Source organism: Novosphingobium umbonatum, from assembly GCF_004005905.1.
GTDB lineage: Bacteria > Pseudomonadota > Alphaproteobacteria > Sphingomonadales > Sphingomonadaceae > Novosphingobium > Novosphingobium umbonatum.
Map to the genome: position 1 here is coordinate 349,879 of NZ_SACO01000003.1, position 16,991 is coordinate 366,869.

Below are 16,991 nucleotides of genomic sequence, written 5' to 3' on the forward strand. Positions count from 1 at the left end.
ATGGGGCTTTGGCACGACCGCCTTGCCGCGCGCTATACGGCGGGCCTGCGACGCCCGCCCACCCCCGCACTGTTCCCCGACCCGCGCAGCAGCGGCGCCCTGAAACCCGCCGCCGTCCTGCTGGCGGTGACCGAGCGGGAACAGGCGGGGCTGCTCTTGCTGCATCGCCCATCGCATATGCGCGCCCATGCAGGACAAGTGGCGCTGCCCGGCGGCAGGCTCGATGCGGGCGAGACCGTAGTGCAAGCCGCCTTGCGCGAGGCGGAGGAGGAGTTGGGGCTCGATCCGACCAAGGTGCGCGTGATCGGCCCTTTGGCACCCTATCACACAGGGTCCGGCTATGCCGTGACGCCGGTTCTGGCCACGATCCCGCCTGATCTGCCCATCACGCCCAATCCCGATGAAGTAGCGCAATGGTTTGAAGCCCCGCTCGATTATGTGCTGAACCCCGCCCATCAGATTGCAAAATCGGTGGAATGGCAGGGCGCAATGCGCCAATACGTCGAAATCTTGTGGCAGGGCCATCGCATATGGGGCGTAACCGGCGCGATCCTTGCCAATCTCTCTTGTTTTCTGGACTGGAATGACAAAGCTTTTACCCCCGAATGATTGGCAGAACCGCGCGGATCTGGCCGCGCTGGTGGAGGCGCTGGGCGCGGGCAATTTGCGCTGGGTGGGCGGCTGCGTGCGCGACACGCTGCTGGGCCTGACGGTGAAGGATATTGATGCAGCCACGCCCTTGCTGCCCGACGAGGTGATGGCGCGGTGCAAAGAGGCAGGCCTGCGCACGGTGCCCACCGGCATCGAGCATGGCACTGTTACCGTGGTGCTGGAGGGCGGGAATGTGGAAGTCACCACCCTGCGCCACGATGTTTCCACCGATGGTCGCCGCGCCACGGTCAGCTTTGCCAAGGAATGGCGCGAGGATGCCGCGCGGCGCGATTTCACCATCAATGCGCTTTATGCCGATCCGGCGGATGGCGCGGTGCATGACTATTTCGGCGGGCTGGAGGATTTGGCGGCGCGCCATTTGCGCTTCATCGGCGATGCCCGTCAGCGCATTCGCGAGGACCATTTGCGCATCCTGCGCTATTTCCGCTTTCAGGCCCGTTTCGGCAGCACGCCCGCGGATGAGGAAGCCGAGAGCGCCTGCCGTGAACTGGCCGCCACGTTGAAAGGCCTGTCGCGTGAGCGGATTGGCATGGAGATGATGAACCTGTTGGGTCTTGCCAATCCCGCGCCCACCTTGGCGCGGATGGCAGAACTGGGCGTGCTGGACGTGATCCTGCCCGAGGCCGATGTGGCGGCTTTGGCGGCGTTGGTCGCGCAGGAGCAGGCACAAGCTGTTGCTCCCGACGCTTTGCGCCGACTGGCCGCGCTGCTGCCTGCCGAACCGGCGCTGGCTGAACAGGTGGCTTCGCGCTTCCGCCTGTCGGGCGCGCAAAAGAAACGATTGGCGACGGCCGCCGCGCGCAGTGGGGATGACAGGCATGCCCGCGCCATGGCCTATGATCTGGGGCAGGAAAGCGCGCTGGACCGCTTGCTCTTGTCGGGCCGCGCTGTCGCCCCGCTGGAAGGCTGGATCGTTCCCAGCTTCCCCTTGAAAGGCGGGCAGATTGTCGCGCGTGGCGTCGGCGCTGGCCCCGATGTGGCGCGCCTGTTGCGGCAAGTGGAACAGCTGTGGATCGCCGAAGGCTTCCCCGATGAGACGCGGGTGCAGGCTTTGCTGGATGAAGCACTGCAGGCATGAGCGCCGGGGCGGCCTCCTCGCATTCTGGTGACGCTTTGGGCCAATTGCTCGGCGCGGCATCGGGCCTGGTGGAACAGGTAGGTGGCATGGTGGCCAACCAACCCCTGTTGCAAGGCGCGCTGGTGGCCATGGCCTTGGTCGCGCTGGGCAGCCTGATGCGGCCCGCCATGCCCTTGCTGGGCGGAGTGATCCGCTTTTTCGGCAATCTGGGGCTGATGGCGATGCTGGTGCTGGGCGTGTTGCAAGTGTCCGGTGCCGGAGGGGCAGGCACGCCGATCGATCAAATCCGCAGCCTGATCCCCGGCCTTGCCCCGCAACAGGAGATTTCCGGCAAGACCACGCGCATCCCGCAAGGTCCAGACGGCCATTTCTGGGTGTTGGCACAGGTCAATGGCGTGAAGCAGCGCTTTCTGGTCGACACAGGCGCGACGATCACCACCATGTCGCCCGAAGCGGCGGACAAATGCCATTTACGCGCCGATCCCGCATTGCAACCGGTGGAATTGCGCACCGCCAACGGCGCTGCAACAGGCCGTCGCGGGCGGATCAGGGAACTGCGTATCGGCAATGTGGTGGCGCGCCAAGTGGATGCGATTATCGCGCCGGGAATCGGGGATACCAACATTCTGGGCATGAACGTGCTCAACCGTCTGGCCAGTTGGCGGGTGGAGGGAAGAGTGATGGTTCTTGTACCGCACCACCCGTCTGGACCAAATATTGAACAATCACTTCAATAACTTAATGACATAATGAGCCTTGTCTCTCAATGAAACATCCGGCATGATAACCCCGCATTGCCCTTCGGTGCCGAAGCGGCAATAAAGCGGGGCCAGTAAACCCATGAATAGGCTCGACTTGCAACTTATGCCGATCTTGATGCACCTGCCCAATCATGTGGTGCTGTCCAGCGCATTCACCTTTATGGCGCTTGTGCTGGTGGGTGGAATTGTGCGGCGCGAAGCCAGTCCGACAGGCGGAATGCTGCTGCGCGGCATCGGCAATTTCGGCCTCACCATCGCTTTGGCCATTACGCTGCTGCAATTGACCGGCATGGTGCTCAACACACCCGCCCTGGCCAGTCTGGCCGTCACCAGCGCCATGCACAGGACCAGCGCCCTGCAGGGCAACGAGACCCGCATTCCTTTGGCCGATGACGGGCACTTTTGGGTGGATGCGGCGATCAATGGCGTCAACCAACGCTTTCTGATCGATACGGGCGCGACCTATACCACGATCTCCAGCGCGCTGGCCCGCGAAGCCATGATCGAGGCGCAGGCCGATAGTGATGTCAGCCTGCATACCGCCAATGGCGAAACCGAGGCCAGTTTCGGTGTGATCCGCGATCTAAAGGTGGGATTGCTCTCCACCCGCAGTATGCGCGCCATTATCGCGCCTGATATGGGCACGACCAATGTGCTGGGCATGAATTTCCTGAACAGCCTTTCGGGCTGGCGCGTGGAAAACAATGTGTTGATCCTCAGCCCCAAGCGGAGCTGAGGAATTAAGGCTGAAACTTATTGTCGCGGGGGAAGCCCTGCGGCGGAAAGCTGCCTGCTGCCCCGCGCGCGACCTTCCACTGGCGCAGATCTTTCTCGCTGCGGGTACGGCCCGTTTCGCCGCCCATGGTCCAGCTGAGGCCATCTTCCAGACGCAGCGTGATAATGTCGGACAGACCGCCATCCCGATAGCGTTGCAAGGTAACCCCCTGCCCCTTGGACAGCACCGGCAATTCCGTCAGGCTGAAAATCACCAGACGGCGGTTTTCGCCCATCACCGCCACATGATCATGGCTTTCGGGGATTTCGCGCACCACCATCAGGCGAACGCCTTCCTTGGTGGTCATCACCGCGCGCCCCTTGCGGGTTTCGGCCAGCAATTCCTCGGATTCCACCGCAAAGCCGCGTCCGGTGTTGGCCGCCAGCAGCACTTGCGCCTTGGGACGATAAATCAGCAGGCTGACGATATGGGCGTTGCTGTCAATATCCACCATGCTGCGCACAGGCTCTCCAAAGCCGCGCGCGCCGGGCAATTTATCACAGCCCAGCGTGTAGAATCGGCCATTGTCGCAAGCGATCAACAGCTTGTCGGTCGTTTGCGCATGCAGGGCAAAGGCGGGACCATCACCCTCCTTGAACTTCCAGTCCTGATCCAGCGCCACATGGCCCTTGGCCCCGCGGATCCAGCCACGGGCCGACAGGATCACCGTCACCGGCTCCTTCTCGATCATCGCATCCATGTTGAATTCGCGCGTGGGGGCGGCTTCCTCCAACGTGGTACGGCGGCGGCCCAGCGCGGTGGTCTCGGCATAATCCTTGCGCAAGGCCCGCAGGTCGCGCTTGAGCCTGGTGCGCTGCAAGGCCGGACTTTCCAGCAGCTTTTGCAGCTCCTCCTGCTCTTTGAGCAATTCGTCCCGCTCGCCGCGCAGTTCCATTTCCTCCAGCTTGCGCAAAGAGCGCAAGCGCATGTTGAGGATCGCCTCTGCCTGACGCTCGGTCAGGTTGAATTCGGCCATCATCACCGGCTTGGGTTCATCCTCTGTACGGATGATCTCGATAATGCGGTCAAGGTTGAGATAGGCGATGATATAGCCCTCAACCAGTTCCAACCTTGATGCAATCTTGTCCAGACGGTGCTGGCTGCGGCGTTGCAGGATGTCGATCTGGCTGACGACCCATTGCAGCAGCAAGGGCTTCAAGCCCAGCACACCGGGCGTGCGCGTCGCATCCAGCACGTTGAGATTGAGGCTGAACCGGCTTTCCAACTCGGTCAGCTTGAACACGCTTTCCTTGAGCAGATCAGGATCGATATTGCGGCTCTTGGGAACTAGAACGATGCGGATTTGCTCGTCCGATTCATCGCGCACATCGTCAAGGATCGGCAGCTTCTTGTCAGCGATCAGCGCCGCCAATTGCTCGATCAACTTGCCCTTTTGCACCATGTAGGGGATTTCGGAGATGACCAGCTGCCACTGGCCGCTGCCCAGACGTTCGATGCCGGTCGTTTCCCATTCGCCGTTTTCATCGCGCCCCGTCGAGAAACGCGCCCGCACGCGGATCGCCCCCTTGCCCGTGGCATAGGCGTGCGAAATCGCCGCCGGCGTGTCCACCACAATGCCGCCCGTGGGGAAATCCGGCCCATGGAACACTTGCATCAATTGCTCGTGCTCGGCCTGCGGATTGTCGATCAGCATCAGCGTGGCATCGACAATCTCGGCCACATTATGGCTGGGGATGCTGGTGGCCATGCCCACGGCAATGCCGGTGGCGCCATTGGCCAGCAGATTGGGGAACAGGCCGGGGAAAATCTCCGGCTCTTCTTCCTCGCCATTATAGGTGGGGATGAAATTGACCGTGCCTTCGTCCAGCCCCGCCATCAATTGCATCGCGGTCTTGGTCAGGCGCGCTTCGGTATAGCGATAGGCCGCCGCGCCATCCCCGTCGATATTGCCGAAATTGCCCTGCCCCTCGACCAAGGGGTAACGCAGCGCGAAATCCTGCGCCAGACGCACCATGGCATCATAGACCGAGGCATCGCCATGCGGGTGATATTTACCGATGACATCGCCCACCACGCGGGCCGATTTCTTGAACGCCTGCGCCGGATCCAGCTTCAATTGCCGCATCGCCCATAGCAGGCGGCGGTGAACCGGCTTTAACCCGTCGCGCAGATCGGGCAGCGATCGCGCGGTAATCGTGGAAAGGGCATAGACCAGATAACGCTGCGATAGCGCCGCATCAAAGGGGGCGTCGACGATAGCGTCAAACGGATCGGGTTCACTCAGGTCGCTGGCCATGGGCATGCTCTAGCAGGCCATGGCCCCGTACCCAAGCGTTAATCAGGGCCTAGCCCCGCTGCATATCGCGGCTTTCCCCCGGAATTTTCACCAAAAGCCCGTCCATATCCTCGGTCAGGCTGATCTGGCAGGCCAGACGCGAGGTGGCCGCAACGCCTGCGGCCAGATCCAGCATGTCTTCCTCATCCGCGCTGGCGGCGGGCAGGCGCTTGAACCAGTCGGGCGCGATAATCACATGACAGGTGGAACAGGCCATCTGCCCCTCGCATGTGCCTTCCAGCGGCATGCCTGCGCCCTGCGCCACTTCCAGCAGGCGGACGCCCGCCTTGGCCTGCGCCGCGACCCGTTCGCCACGGGGGGTAATGAACTCGACCTTCACCACTTTGCTCGATCCTATCCGATGTCTTGCGCTGCTGCGGCAGCGTCGATTCGTTTCAGGGCCTCGGCAAACTCTCCTTCCTCCGTATAGCGCCCGAAACCGAGGCGGATAGAGGATTTCGCTTGGGAATCGGTCAGTCCTATCGCTTGTAATACATGGCTGGGCCTGCCCGAACCGCTGGCGCAGGCGCTGCCGGCGGAAAAACAGATGTCGCGCAGGTCGCTCATCAGGCGGGCAACATCCAGCCCATCGCGCCTCAGGTTGAGATTGCCCCGCCAGCGTTGGTCAGGGTCGCCATTCAGCGTCCAGTCGGGCAGCAGTTCGCGGGCGGTTTTCCACAGCCTGTCCACATGTTGTCCATCACTTTCCCGCATGCTTACCCATAGCGCCGCCGCAGCGCCAAAACCGGCGCAAAGCGCAGGGCTAAGCGTGCCCGAGCGCAAGCCGCCCTCCTGCCCGCCGCCGTGGTTCAAGGGCTGGATTTCCACCCCATCACGGACCCACAAAGCACCAATGCCTTTGGGCCCATGCAGCTTATGCGCAGATAGGGCGATCATATCCGCCCCCTCTGGCGCGGCCAACCTGCCCGCCCCCTGCACCGCATCACACAGCAGCAAGGCACCCGCCGCATGGGCGCGTTCAGCCAGAGCGGCGATGGGCTGGATCGTGCCGATCTCATTGTTCACTTGGCCCACAGCCACCAGATCGGTGCCATCGGCAAGGTCGGCATCCCCCGCCACCAGCCCCATGGGCGACACCGGCAAAATGTCCACCCGCGCCCCGCTGGCCTTGGCCGTTTCCAGCACGGCGGCATGTTCTATCGCCGAAACCGCGATCCGGAGCGGCTTACGGCCCAGAATGGCCAAATTGAGCGCCTCGGTCGCCCCGCTGGTGAAAATCACCCGCCCGCCTGCGGGCAGCAGCGCCGCCACCTGATCGCGCGCCACAGCCACCGCCGCCGCCGCCGCCCGCCCCATGCGATGCGGACTATGCGGGTTGCCAAATGCCTCCTCGCCCAGCCAGCGCAGCATGGCCTCGCGCGCTTCAGGCGCCAGAGGCGTGGTGGCCTGATAATCCAGATAGATCACAGGGTCACCTTGCGCAAAACCTCAAGTAGCGCCTCCAGATCGCCCCTTTGCGTTTCGCGCCCGATCGACACGCGGAACACTTCGCGCGCTTCCCCCTCGCTATAGCCCATGGCCAGCAAGGTCGGGCTGGGCTTGATACTGCCGCTGGAACAGGCCGCGCCGCTGGAAATGGCGATACCGGCCATATCGGCGCGGATCAGCAACTGCGTGGCATTGCGTCCGGGCAGGCGATAGGCACCAATGGTGGGTATCCGCTCGGCGCCTTCGGCGATGATCTGCGCGCCCAATCCGCGCATCTCGCCTTCAAACCATGCGCGTAATGCGGCGGCTTCGTCCAGCCAGCCCCTATCCGCTTCCAAAGCCTCGGCAAGGCCAAGGATCAACGGCAGGTTCTCCGTGCCGCCGCGATAGCCTCGCTCCTGCCCTCCGCTGGGCGAGAGCAAGCCCAGCGAGCGCACCAGCAAAGCCCCCACGCCCACCGGCGCGCCAAATTTGTGCCCCGCAATCGCCACCATATCCGCAGGCGGCAGCACGATTTTGCCCGCCCCTTGCGCACAATCGGCCAGCCAAACCGCCCCGCGCGCATGGATCGCCTCGCCCAAGGCAGCGCAATTCTGGATCACGCCCGTTTCATTATTGACCTGCTGCACCGCGATCAGATCGGCGGCAGGCAAAGCATCGCATTCCACCAAGCCCAAAGCGTCGACCGGAACCGGCACGCTACCCTCCGCCAGACGCGACACGGCGGCATGTTCCACCCCGCTCGCCACCCGACGCAGCGCCTGACTGCGCCCCCAGCCCAAAGCCAGAGCCTCGCTCGCCCCGCTGGTGAAGATCACCTCGCCATCCCAGTCCAGCGCCTTGGCCACACGAGCGCGGGCATCCTCCAGCGCGGCACGCGCCTTGCGCCCCGCCGCATGCTGGCTGGAAGGATTGGCCCATCGGCCAAAGGCCTCCATCACCACCTGCACAACTTGCGGCAAAACGGGGGTGGTTGCGGCATGATCAAGATAAATGGAGGGGCGTTTCATCAATGGGCAACTTCAATCTTTGCGGAAATGCTCGAAAACATTGCTTTCGGGCCATGTGTTTCTATATAGCACCTCCCTCCCATTCACAGTCCCTTGCGGCGTCTATGCGCGACAATTTTCGCAGCCACCGCCTTGGACCTCTTGCCGATCAGGGATTTAAACGATGCCCGCAGTGATCTTCCCCGGCCCTGAAGGACGCCTTGAAGGCCGTTTCCAGCCCGGAACCCGCCCCCGCGCGCCGGTCGCCATGATTCTCCATCCCCACCCGCAGGCCGGTGGCACGATGAATGACCGCATCACGCAGGCGCTGTACAAGACCTTTGTCGCGCGCGGCTTTGCCACTTTGCGCTTCAACTTCCGTGGCGTTGGCCGCAGCCAGGGCAGCTTTGACAATGGCATTGGCGAATTGTCCGATGCCGCCTCGGCGCTGGACTGGGTGCAGTCGATCCATCCGGAAAGCAGCACGACATGGATTGCCGGTTACAGCTTCGGCGCGTTGATCGGCATGCAATTGTTGATGCGCCGTCCGGAAATCCGTGGCTTCATCAGCGTGGCCCCGCCGGCCAACATGTATGATTTCAGCTTCCTTGCCCCCTGCCCCGCCAGCGGCATTATCGTGCAGGGCGCAGCCGACACGGTGGTCACGCCCAATGCGGTGCAAAAGCTGGTGGACAAGCTGCGCACGCAAAAGCACATCACCATCCACCATGATGAAATCCCGCGTGCCAACCATTTCTTTGAAAATGAATTGGACGACATGATGGGTGCGGTGGACAATTACCTCGACATGCGCCTGTCGCCCGATTGCCCGATCCGCTAATCGGGTCACGATGTTGAAAAAGGCGCTTGAGGGTTCTGCCCCAAGCGCCTTTTTTATGGGCTTATTTGCCGAACAGCCCCTTGGCAAAACCCAGCACGTCATTCACCGCGCTGCCATCGCCATCCTTGTCCAGAAAGCTGTTGAGGCCGGACAGGATTTGCGGATTGGACTGCACCAAAGCCGCCACCTGCGCCAAACCTTCATGGCCACCCAGCGCGCCAACAATCTGGTTAAGCACCGCCGGATCAATGCCAGTTTGCGCAGCGGCGGTTTCCACCGTGTCGCCATCCTGCCCCTGCGCCTGCCCCAAAGCGGCCAGAGCGGTTTGCGCCATGGCAGGGTCTACGCCTGCCTGCGCGGCCAGTCCGGCCAGATCGAACTGACCACCCAGCAAAGAATCGAGCATGCTCATTGTATGTCTCCAGCCATTTTGATCGAAAACATCCTGTCACGCCTTTAACGCCTTGGCCACTTCTCCCGACGGCATAGCGCATAAAAAGGCGCCGGAGACCCGAAAGCCCCCGACGCCCCTCTCCTCACAAACTTCCCTTTTATCGCCTTATAACTGGCGATACCGTCAGGCCAGTTCGGCAACCTTGGGCGCTGCGGCAATCACGCCTGCGTCCACATGCTGTTCGAACTGGGCAAAATTGGCGACAAATTGCTGCACCAGAGCCGCCGCGGTCTTGTCATACTCATGCGCATCGGCCCAAGCGCCGCGCGGGTCGAGCAGCTTGCTGTCCACACCGGCCACAGCCACCGGCACTTCAAAGCCGAAGTTGGGGTCAATGTTGAACTCGGCATCATTCAGGCTGCCATCCAGCGCTGCGTTGAGCAGGGCACGGGTGGCCTTGATCGGCATACGCTTGATGCCTTCCTGCGTGGCCTTGCCGCCCGACCAACCGGTGTTGACCAGCCAGCATTTCACGCCGCCCTTGGCGATGCGTTCCTTCAGCAGATTGCCATAGACCGAGGGGTGACGAGGCATGAAGGCGGCGCCGAAACAGGTGCTGAAGGTCGCCTGCGGTTCGGTCACGCCGATTTCGGTGCCGGCAACCTTTGCGGTGTAACCCGACAGGAAGTGGTACATCGCCTGTTCGGGCGTCAGACGGGCGATCGGAGGCAGCACGCCATAAGCATCCGCCGTCAGGAAGATGACGTTCTTGGGCACTGGGCCCAGATTGTCCTTCGAGGTATTGGGGATGAAATCGATGGGATAGGCGCCGCGGGTGTTCTCGGTTTTGCTGGAGTCGGTGAAATCCAGTTCGCGGGTCGCCGGATCGATCGCCACGTTCTCCAGAATGGTGCCGAACATCTTGGTCGTCGCATAGATCTCCGGCTCACCCTCGGCCGAGAGGTTGATCATCTTGGCATAGCAGCCGCCCTCGAAGTTGAACACGGCCGAGTCCGACCAGCCATGTTCATCATCGCCGATCAGCGTGCGCGAGGAATCCGCCGACAGGGTGGTTTTGCCCGTGCCCGACAGGCCGAAGAAAATCGCCGTGTCGCCATCCGGGCCAATGTTGGCCGAACAATGCATCGGCATCACGCCCTGCGCCGGCAGCAGGAAGTTGAGCAGACCGAACACGCCCTTCTTCATCTCGCCCGAATATTCGGTATTGCCGATCAGAATCAGCTTTTCACTGAAGTTGACCGCGATCACCGTGTCGCTGCGGCTGCCGTGACGTTCCGGGTTCGCCTTGAAGCTGGGCAGGTTGATGATGGTGTATTCGGGAACAAAGTCGGCCAGCTCGACATCGGTCGGGCGCACCAGCAGGGTACGGACGAACAGGCTGTGCCATGCCAGCTGGGTGATGACGCGGACGTTCACGCGATATTCGGGCTGGCTGCCGCCAAACAGGTCGGCCACATACAGTTCCTTCTGGTCCTTAATGGCTTCCAGAAAGTCAGCCTTGAGATTAGCCCAATGCGCGGGGCTCAACGGCTGATTGATCGGCCCCCAGTTCACGGCGGTTTCGGTCACGTCATCGCGCACGATGAACTTGTCCTTCACGCTGCGCCCGGTAAACTTGCCGGTATCGACCAGCAGTGCGCCGTCCTTGGTCAGAATGCCCTCGCCTTTGGCAAGCGCATGTTCCACCAGAGGCGCGGTGCCAAGGTTGGGGAAGATCTGGGCGCTGGTGGCAAAACCCTGTTGTTCAAGGCTGGTGCTGAGCGGGAAGGTCAAAGTCTTTTCTCCGAAGGATGGCAAGGCCAACTGGTTGATGGCCCTTTCGGGGGTTGATCTCGCAACCGCAGCAAAATCGAAGGATATTGCGCACTTGCACAAATCCATACGAATTCCGCATACGAATGCGCGATTCAACTTTCGGATAATATAGCCAGCCCGTTTCGTCAAACCGCCTTTGCAAAAATCCCTGATTTTAGCCGTTTGTCAGACAAATGCGACAAGTCCCGAATGGAGACTCTCCAGCGCTCTCCCGCCACATTTCATTGCCAAGCCTGCCACTCATCGCTAGGCCTTGGGACCTGTATAATTGCATCTTTCAAGCTGGTGCCCCGCATGGATCGACCCCATGGATGAACCCCGAACCGGCGCTGCCCAAAGCGCTCCGCATCAGGATGCCGAGGCGACGCCAACCTACACCATCGCTTTGGTCGATGATGACCGCAACATCCTGACCAGCGTTTCCATCGGTTTGCAGGCCGAGGGTTTTACCACCCGCGTCTATGCCGATGGTGCGACGGCCCTGCGCGCCCTGCTGGACAATCCGCCTGATCTGGCGGTGTTCGACATTAAAATGCCGCGCATGGACGGGCTGGAACTGCTGCAACGGCTGCGTGAGAAATCGGCGCTGCCGGTTATCTTCCTCACCAGCAAGGACGAGGAGCCGGACGAGGCGTTGGGTCTGGCCATGGGCGCGGATGATTATATCACCAAGCCTTTCAGCCAGCGCCTGCTGGTCGCCCGCATCCGCGCTATCCTGCGCCGCGTCGAGGTTGCCCGCGCCGACAAGGCCGCCGCCGCGCCCGATGCGCCCGCCGCGCCACAGCCGGAACTGGTGCGCCGTGGCCGCCTGAGCATGGACCCTGCCCGCCACGAGGTGCGCTGGGCCGACAAGCCGGTTTCGCTCACCGTCACCGAATTCCTCATTCTGGAAGCTTTGGCCACCCGGCCGGGCGTAATCCGCAGCCGCAACCAGTTGATGGACTGCGCCTATAGCGACGACACCTATGTCGATGATCGCACCATCGATTCGCATATCAAGCGCCTGCGCCGCAAATTCCGCGCGGTGGACCCGACATTTTCCGCCATCGAAACGCTTTATGGCGCGGGCTATTCCTTTGCCGAAGGGTAATCCCCATGCGCCGCGATGATGATACGCGCCGCCGCCTTGCCGCCCTGCGACGGGGCGCGCCATGGCGGGGCGTATCGCTCACCACGCGCATTCTGGCGGTCAATATTGTGGTGCTGGCGCTGATCGCCTTCAGCCTGCTCTATATCGACTCCTACCGCCGCGAAGTGCTGGGCGAGCGTTTCAAACGCGCCAGCAGCGAGGCCGAGATTGCCGCCGAGGCGCTGGCGCAGGCCAATGCGGGGGCAAGGCTGGCGGTGCTGACCTCCATCGGCCAAAGGCAGCACCTGCGCCTGCGGATTTTTGACGGCGACGGCGCTTTGGTGGCCGATAGTTTTACCCTCGCCCCGCCCTCCTTCACGCTGGAGGATCCGGCGCGCCAGCCTTGGTATCTGCAAGCCGCCCGCCTGCTCGATCGCGGCATGGACTGGCTGCTGCTCGCCCCCGAAGTGCCCGCCTATGCCGAACCGCAAGGCATATCGCGTCTGGAAAACTGGCCGGAGGCGGTGCAAGCCAAGGCCAGCGGCAGCACAGTGGTGCAGGAAAGCTATGCGCCCGACCGCACGCCTTTGATCAGCACAGCCACCCCGCTGGGCGCGCGCGGATCGGTGCTGCTGGTGCAGCAAAATGCCCGTGACGTGACGCAAAGCGTGCGCGATGCGCGGCAAACCTTGGCCATCATTGTCGGCGTTGCGCTGCTGCTGACGGTCTATCTCTCGCTTTTTCTGGCGCGCACGATTGTGCAGCCTTTGCGCCTGCTGGTACGGGCGGCGGTGCGGGTGCGACTGGGGCGGGACCGCGCGGTGGTGGTGCCGCGCCTGCCCGATCGCGGGGATGAAATCGGCCTTTTGGCCCGCGCCCTATCCGACATGAGCAAGGCCCTGCGCGAGCGGATGGATTCGGTCGAAGGCTTTGCCGCCGATGTGGCGCATGAGATCAAGAACCCGCTGGCCTCTTTACGCAGCGCATTGGAAACGCTGGACAAGGTGGAAGATCCCGCTCTGCGCCGTCAATTGATGGATATTGCCGGCCATGATGTACAGCGCATCGACCGCCTGATCACAGAGATTGCAGAGGCAAGCCGGATCGATGCTGAACTGGCGCGCACGACTTTTGAGCCGGTCGATCTAACGCAACTGGCCCGCGCCTTGGTGGACAATCGGCAAAGGCGCGGCGCCAACCGCGATTGCCGCTTGGAGCTGGCCTGTGAAGCCCCCGCCATGGTGGCCGGCGTGGCGGCAAGGCTGGAGCGTGTGTTTGACAATCTGCTCGACAATGCGGTGTCTTTTTCCCCGCCGCAGGGCGTGGTCAGCATCAGCATCCTGGCCTCGCCCGAGGCTGCGCTTGGCGTTGCGCCCGAAACCATCACGGTCGAGATTGCCGACAACGGCCCCGGCATTCCCGTCGCCGCGCGGGAAAGAGTGTTCCAGCGCTTCCATTCGCTGCGCCCCTCGGCCGAGGATTTTGGCGCACATAGCGGGCTGGGTCTGGCCATTGCACGCACGATTGTGGAGGCCCATGATGGCAGCCTGACCGCGCAAGACCCGCTGCCCCCGATGAAGGGGGCAAGGCTGGTGATGGAATTGCCCGCCTTTACCCCGCCGGAGGAAGACGAGGGATGAGCGCCCCCTTTGCCCATCAGGCCGGATGCGTGGTGATCGAGGGGCGCGGCGTGCTGATCGAGGGCGCACCGGGTGCGGGCAAATCCTCGCTGGCGCTGGCGCTGATCGATCGCGGGGCGGGCTTTGTCGGCGATGATAGCGTGATGCTGGAGGTGGTCGATGGGCGTTTATTGGCCCGCCCCCATCCCAACACACGCGGATTGATGGAGATTCGCGGGCTGGGGCTGGTGCCTATGCCGGTGGTCGATGCCGCGCCTGTGGCTTTCGTCCTATCCCTTTCGCGCGATGCTCCACGTTATATTGAACAGGCCCCGATTCGCAGGCTGGGCGCCGTCGATCTGCCGCATATTACCCTGTGGCCCGACAGTCCCGTGCTGCATTTGCGAGCGGAATGGGCGCTGCGTCACTATGGCCTGCCCAGCGCCCCGCTTGAGAAATAAGGGAATTTACATGGAAAGACCCCCTTCCCTTTTCGACAAGAGCAAAGCAAAAGAACAGCAATGACCCTGCATGCTCCCCCGCCCCCCGCCGATGAAGCGGCCAATAGCCAGCGCCAGCGCATTCTGCTGGTGACGGGCGTGCTGGGCGCGGGCAAAACCACCGCGTTGCGCGCGCTGGAGGATCTGGGATGGGAGACGATCGACAATTTCCCCATCCGCCTGCTGGAACGCCTGCTCGACAGGGGCGAGGAAGCGCCCAAATCGGGCCGCGAGTTAAGCGAGAATGTCGCCATCGGCTTTGATTCGCGCACCCGCGGTTTTGACCCGAAAGCCGTGGTCGAACTGGTCAAGCGACTGAGCCAGCGCGAGGATTTGGAACTGACCACGCTTTTCCTCGATTGCGACGGGCCGGAACTGGAACGGCGCTATAATGAAACGCGCCGCCGCCACCATCTGGCCGCGGACATGCCGGTGTCCGCCGGTATCGCCGCCGAGCGCGAGGTGATGGAATCCCTGCGCCGCTGGGCCGATCTGGTGGTCAACACCACCCGCTTTTCCGCCAACGCCCTGCAACAGGCGATGCGCGAACAATTCGCCCCCGAGGCAGGGCCCGCCTTGACGCTGACCATCACCAGCTTCGGTTTTGCCAAAGGCATGCCGCCGGTGGCCGATTTCGTGTTCGACATGCGCTTTCTGGACAATCCGCATTGGGACAAAGTCTTGCGACCGATGACCGGCAAGGAAGCGCCGATTGGCGAATTTATCCGCCGCGATCCGGCTTTTGACGAGGCCTTTTCGCGCATTCGGGACCTGCTTCTCCAACTGATCCCGCGCTTTGCCAGCCAAGGCAAGGCCTATGTCCATATCGCCTTTGGCTGCACCGGCGGGCGCCACCGTTCGGTTTTCATGGCCGAACAGATGGGCGCGGCCTTGCGCGCTTCGGGATTTTCGCCCACTATTCTCCACCGCAATCTGGGTTCGCGCGCGGCCGACCTGGTGGAGCGGGGCGCGGCGCAATGAAAATTGCCGCCACGTTCCGTCAAAGCACATCGCCCGTGAAAGGTTTCAGTTTCAGCATGGCTCTGTCGCTCCCATCCCTGCCCCGCCCCCTGTTTGGAGGCATGGCCGCATGATCGGGCTCATTCTGGTCACGCATGGCAAATTGGCCGAAGAATTCGTCCGCGCGATGGAACATGTGGTGGGCCGGCAGGAAGCCGTGGCCACGGTCTGCATCGGACCCAATGACGATGTGGAACGCCGCCGCAAGGAGATTGCCGAGGCGATCCGTACCGTCGACAGCGGCGATGGCGTGGTGGTCTTGACCGACCTGTTCGGCGGCACGCCTTCCAATCTGGCGATTTCCTTGATGGAAACGGGCCGTGTGGAAGTGATCGCGGGCATTAACCTGCCCATGCTGATCCGTCTGGCCGGTGCGCGCCGTGGCGGCAATGTGCAAAGCGCGGTGCAGGCTGCGCGCGATGCGGGGCGTAATTACATCACGATCGCGTCGGAATTTCTGGGTCAGGATTGCTGATCCATCTCGTTTAAAACCAAAAAACAAAACAGGGTGTGAGGGATACATGGCAGAAGCGCGGGAAACCGTCGAAATCATCAACGCCAAAGGTTTGCATGCGCGGGCCAGCGCAAAATTCGTCAATATGGTGGCCATGCTGCCGGGCGGGCTCGACGTTAAAGTGCTGAAGGACGGCAATGAAGCTGCTGGCGGTTCGATTCTGGGCCTGATGATGCTGGGCGCGGCGCGCGGCGACAGTGTGGACATTGTGGTGGCGGGCGATGGCGCGGATATGGCGCTGGCCAAGCTGTCCGGTCTGGTCAAAGACGGTTTCGGCGAAGACTGATCCGGTAGGCTTACGGCTAGGGTTCGACAGATGGCGTCCGGCCAGCTATAGGCTCGCGCTTTCCTTGCCAGAAGGCCCGATTTCCCATGCGCCGCAGCATCACCGGCTTTTCCAACCCCACCGTCAAATTCCTCAAATCCCTGCGTGAAAAGAAGCATCGCAAGCGCGAGGGCAAGTTTCTGGCCGAGGGCCTACGCCTGCTGACCGATGCGCGGGAATCTGGGCGCATTCCCGAAATGCTGGTGATGGCGCAGGGGCGTGATCCCCACCCCCTTCTGGACGCGCTGGAGCGTGACGTTCTGGCCGCCGGTGGCGAAGTGGTGGAAACCAGCGAGGACATCCTGTCCAAAATCACCGGCAAGGATAATCCTCAGGCGGTTTGCGGACTGTTCAGCGAATTTGACACATCGCTGTCGGGCGTGGACCGTCATGCCGCGCCGCTGTGGCTGGTGGCTCAGGCGATGCGCGATCCGGGCAATCTGGGCACGATGTTGCGCACGGCCGATGCCGTGGGCGCGGGCGGTTTGATCCTGCTGGATGATTGCGTGGACCCTTTCAGCGTGGAAGCCGTGCGCGCCAGCATGGGCGCCATCTTCACCCAGAAACTGGCCATGGCGCGTTGGGAAGAATTCCTGCCATGGCTGCGCGCGGATGCTGGGCAGTTGGTGGCGGCCTCCCTGCGTGAAGCGGTGCCCTATCGCGGCGCGCCTTATGCTGGACCGTGCTTTGTGATGGTGGGCAATGAGTCGCAGGGCCTGCCCGAGGACTATGAACTGGCCTGCGACCTGCGCGTCACCATGCCGATGAAGGGGCGCGCCGACAGTCTCAACGCCGCTGTGGCCGGCGCCGTGCTGGCCTATGAAGTGCTGGCCACACTGGACGCGGGCTAAAA

18 protein-coding genes are annotated in these 16,991 nt (G+C 62.5%); 12 read left to right on the forward strand and 6 right to left on the reverse strand.

Annotated features, from left to right (window positions below; genetic code table 11):
• From EOE18_RS06090 to EOE18_RS06105, 4 genes are all read left to right on the forward strand, one after another.
• Positions 1-609: a CoA pyrophosphatase gene (locus EOE18_RS06090; protein ID WP_127707229.1), complete on the forward strand. Its 609-nt coding sequence runs from the start codon at positions 1-3 to the stop codon at positions 607-609.
• Complete coding sequence (locus tag EOE18_RS06095; RefSeq protein ID WP_127707231.1) at positions 584-1,750, forward strand: CCA tRNA nucleotidyltransferase; 1,167 nt, start codon at positions 584-586, stop codon at positions 1,748-1,750. The genes EOE18_RS06090 and EOE18_RS06095 overlap by 26 nt, the downstream gene beginning before the upstream one ends.
• On the forward strand, positions 1,747-2,487 hold the full coding sequence (locus tag EOE18_RS06100) for a retropepsin-like aspartic protease family protein (protein ID WP_246027286.1): 741 nt from the start codon (positions 1,747-1,749) through the stop codon (positions 2,485-2,487). The genes EOE18_RS06095 and EOE18_RS06100 overlap by 4 nt, the downstream gene beginning before the upstream one ends.
• Positions 2,488-2,626: 139 nt before the next feature.
• Positions 2,627-3,247 carry a retropepsin-like aspartic protease family protein gene (locus tag EOE18_RS06105; protein ID WP_164852672.1) on the forward strand — a complete coding sequence of 207 codons (621 nt, stop codon included), beginning with the start codon at positions 2,627-2,629 and terminating at the stop codon, positions 3,245-3,247.
• A gap of 4 nt (positions 3,248-3,251) precedes the next feature.
• On the opposite strand, the gene parC is transcribed toward EOE18_RS06105, so the two are convergent.
• Genes parC through EOE18_RS06125 form a run of 4 tightly spaced genes read right to left on the reverse strand, consistent with a single transcriptional unit; the run spans position 3,252 to position 8,041 of the window.
• Positions 3,252-5,543, reverse strand: a complete 2,292-nt coding sequence (parC, locus tag EOE18_RS06110) for a DNA topoisomerase IV subunit A (RefSeq protein WP_127707235.1) — start codon at positions 5,541-5,543, stop codon at positions 3,252-3,254.
• A gap of 49 nt (positions 5,544-5,592) precedes the next feature.
• On the reverse strand, positions 5,593-5,925 hold the full coding sequence (locus tag EOE18_RS06115; protein WP_127707237.1) for a 2Fe-2S iron-sulfur cluster-binding protein: 333 nt from the start codon (positions 5,923-5,925) through the stop codon (positions 5,593-5,595).
• Positions 5,926-5,936: 11 nt separating this feature from the next.
• A complete protein-coding gene (locus EOE18_RS06120) occupies positions 5,937-7,010 on the reverse strand; it encodes a cysteine desulfurase family protein (protein WP_127707239.1) in 1,074 nt (357 codons plus the stop codon).
• On the reverse strand, positions 7,007-8,041 hold the full coding sequence (locus EOE18_RS06125) for a cysteine desulfurase family protein (RefSeq protein WP_127707241.1): 1,035 nt from the start codon (positions 8,039-8,041) through the stop codon (positions 7,007-7,009). Before EOE18_RS06125 ends, EOE18_RS06120 begins: the two co-directional genes overlap by 4 nt.
• A gap of 163 nt (positions 8,042-8,204) precedes the next feature.
• Between EOE18_RS06125 and EOE18_RS06130 the strand changes: the two genes are divergently transcribed.
• Positions 8,205-8,861 (forward strand): alpha/beta hydrolase, encoded by a 657-nt coding sequence (locus tag EOE18_RS06130; protein ID WP_127707243.1) that lies wholly within the window; start codon positions 8,205-8,207, stop codon positions 8,859-8,861.
• 61 nt (positions 8,862-8,922) lie between these two features.
• Here the strand turns inward: EOE18_RS06130 and EOE18_RS06135 are convergent, their stop codons facing one another.
• Together EOE18_RS06135 and EOE18_RS06140 are read right to left on the reverse strand one after the other, a co-directional pair.
• Positions 8,923-9,273 (reverse strand): hypothetical protein, encoded by a 351-nt coding sequence (locus EOE18_RS06135; protein ID WP_127707245.1) that lies wholly within the window; start codon positions 9,271-9,273, stop codon positions 8,923-8,925.
• A 165-nt stretch (positions 9,274-9,438) separates the two neighbouring features.
• A complete protein-coding gene (locus tag EOE18_RS06140; RefSeq protein WP_127707462.1) occupies positions 9,439-11,049 on the reverse strand; it encodes a phosphoenolpyruvate carboxykinase in 1,611 nt (536 codons plus the stop codon).
• 349 nt (positions 11,050-11,398) lie between these two features.
• On the opposite strand from EOE18_RS06140, the gene EOE18_RS06145 reads away from it, so the two are divergent.
• The 7 genes from EOE18_RS06145 (at position 11,399) to EOE18_RS06175 (ending at position 16,989) form a co-directional block, all read left to right on the forward strand.
• Positions 11,399-12,181 (forward strand): response regulator transcription factor, encoded by a 783-nt coding sequence (locus tag EOE18_RS06145; protein ID WP_127707247.1) that lies wholly within the window; start codon positions 11,399-11,401, stop codon positions 12,179-12,181.
• A 5-nt stretch (positions 12,182-12,186) separates the two neighbouring features.
• The gene (locus EOE18_RS06150) at positions 12,187-13,800 is read left to right on the forward strand and encodes a sensor histidine kinase (protein WP_127707249.1); all 1,614 of its coding nucleotides are present in this window, start codon (positions 12,187-12,189) and stop codon (positions 13,798-13,800) included.
• Positions 13,797-14,240: an HPr kinase/phosphorylase gene (locus EOE18_RS06155; protein WP_127707251.1), complete on the forward strand. Its 444-nt coding sequence runs from the start codon at positions 13,797-13,799 to the stop codon at positions 14,238-14,240. Before EOE18_RS06150 ends, EOE18_RS06155 begins: the two co-directional genes overlap by 4 nt.
• Positions 14,241-14,300: 60 nt before the next feature.
• A complete protein-coding gene (gene rapZ, locus EOE18_RS06160) occupies positions 14,301-15,260 on the forward strand; it encodes an RNase adapter RapZ (protein WP_127707253.1) in 960 nt (319 codons plus the stop codon).
• Between the two features lie 109 nt (positions 15,261-15,369).
• On the forward strand, positions 15,370-15,774 hold the full coding sequence (locus EOE18_RS06165) for a PTS sugar transporter subunit IIA (RefSeq protein WP_127707255.1): 405 nt from the start codon (positions 15,370-15,372) through the stop codon (positions 15,772-15,774).
• A gap of 46 nt (positions 15,775-15,820) precedes the next feature.
• Positions 15,821-16,099, forward strand: coding sequence for an HPr family phosphocarrier protein (locus EOE18_RS06170; RefSeq protein WP_127707257.1), 279 nt, complete (start codon positions 15,821-15,823; stop codon positions 16,097-16,099).
• Between the two features lie 86 nt (positions 16,100-16,185).
• A complete protein-coding gene (locus EOE18_RS06175; RefSeq protein WP_127707259.1) occupies positions 16,186-16,989 on the forward strand; it encodes a TrmH family RNA methyltransferase in 804 nt (267 codons plus the stop codon).
• Positions 16,990-16,991: the final 2 nt, after the last annotated feature.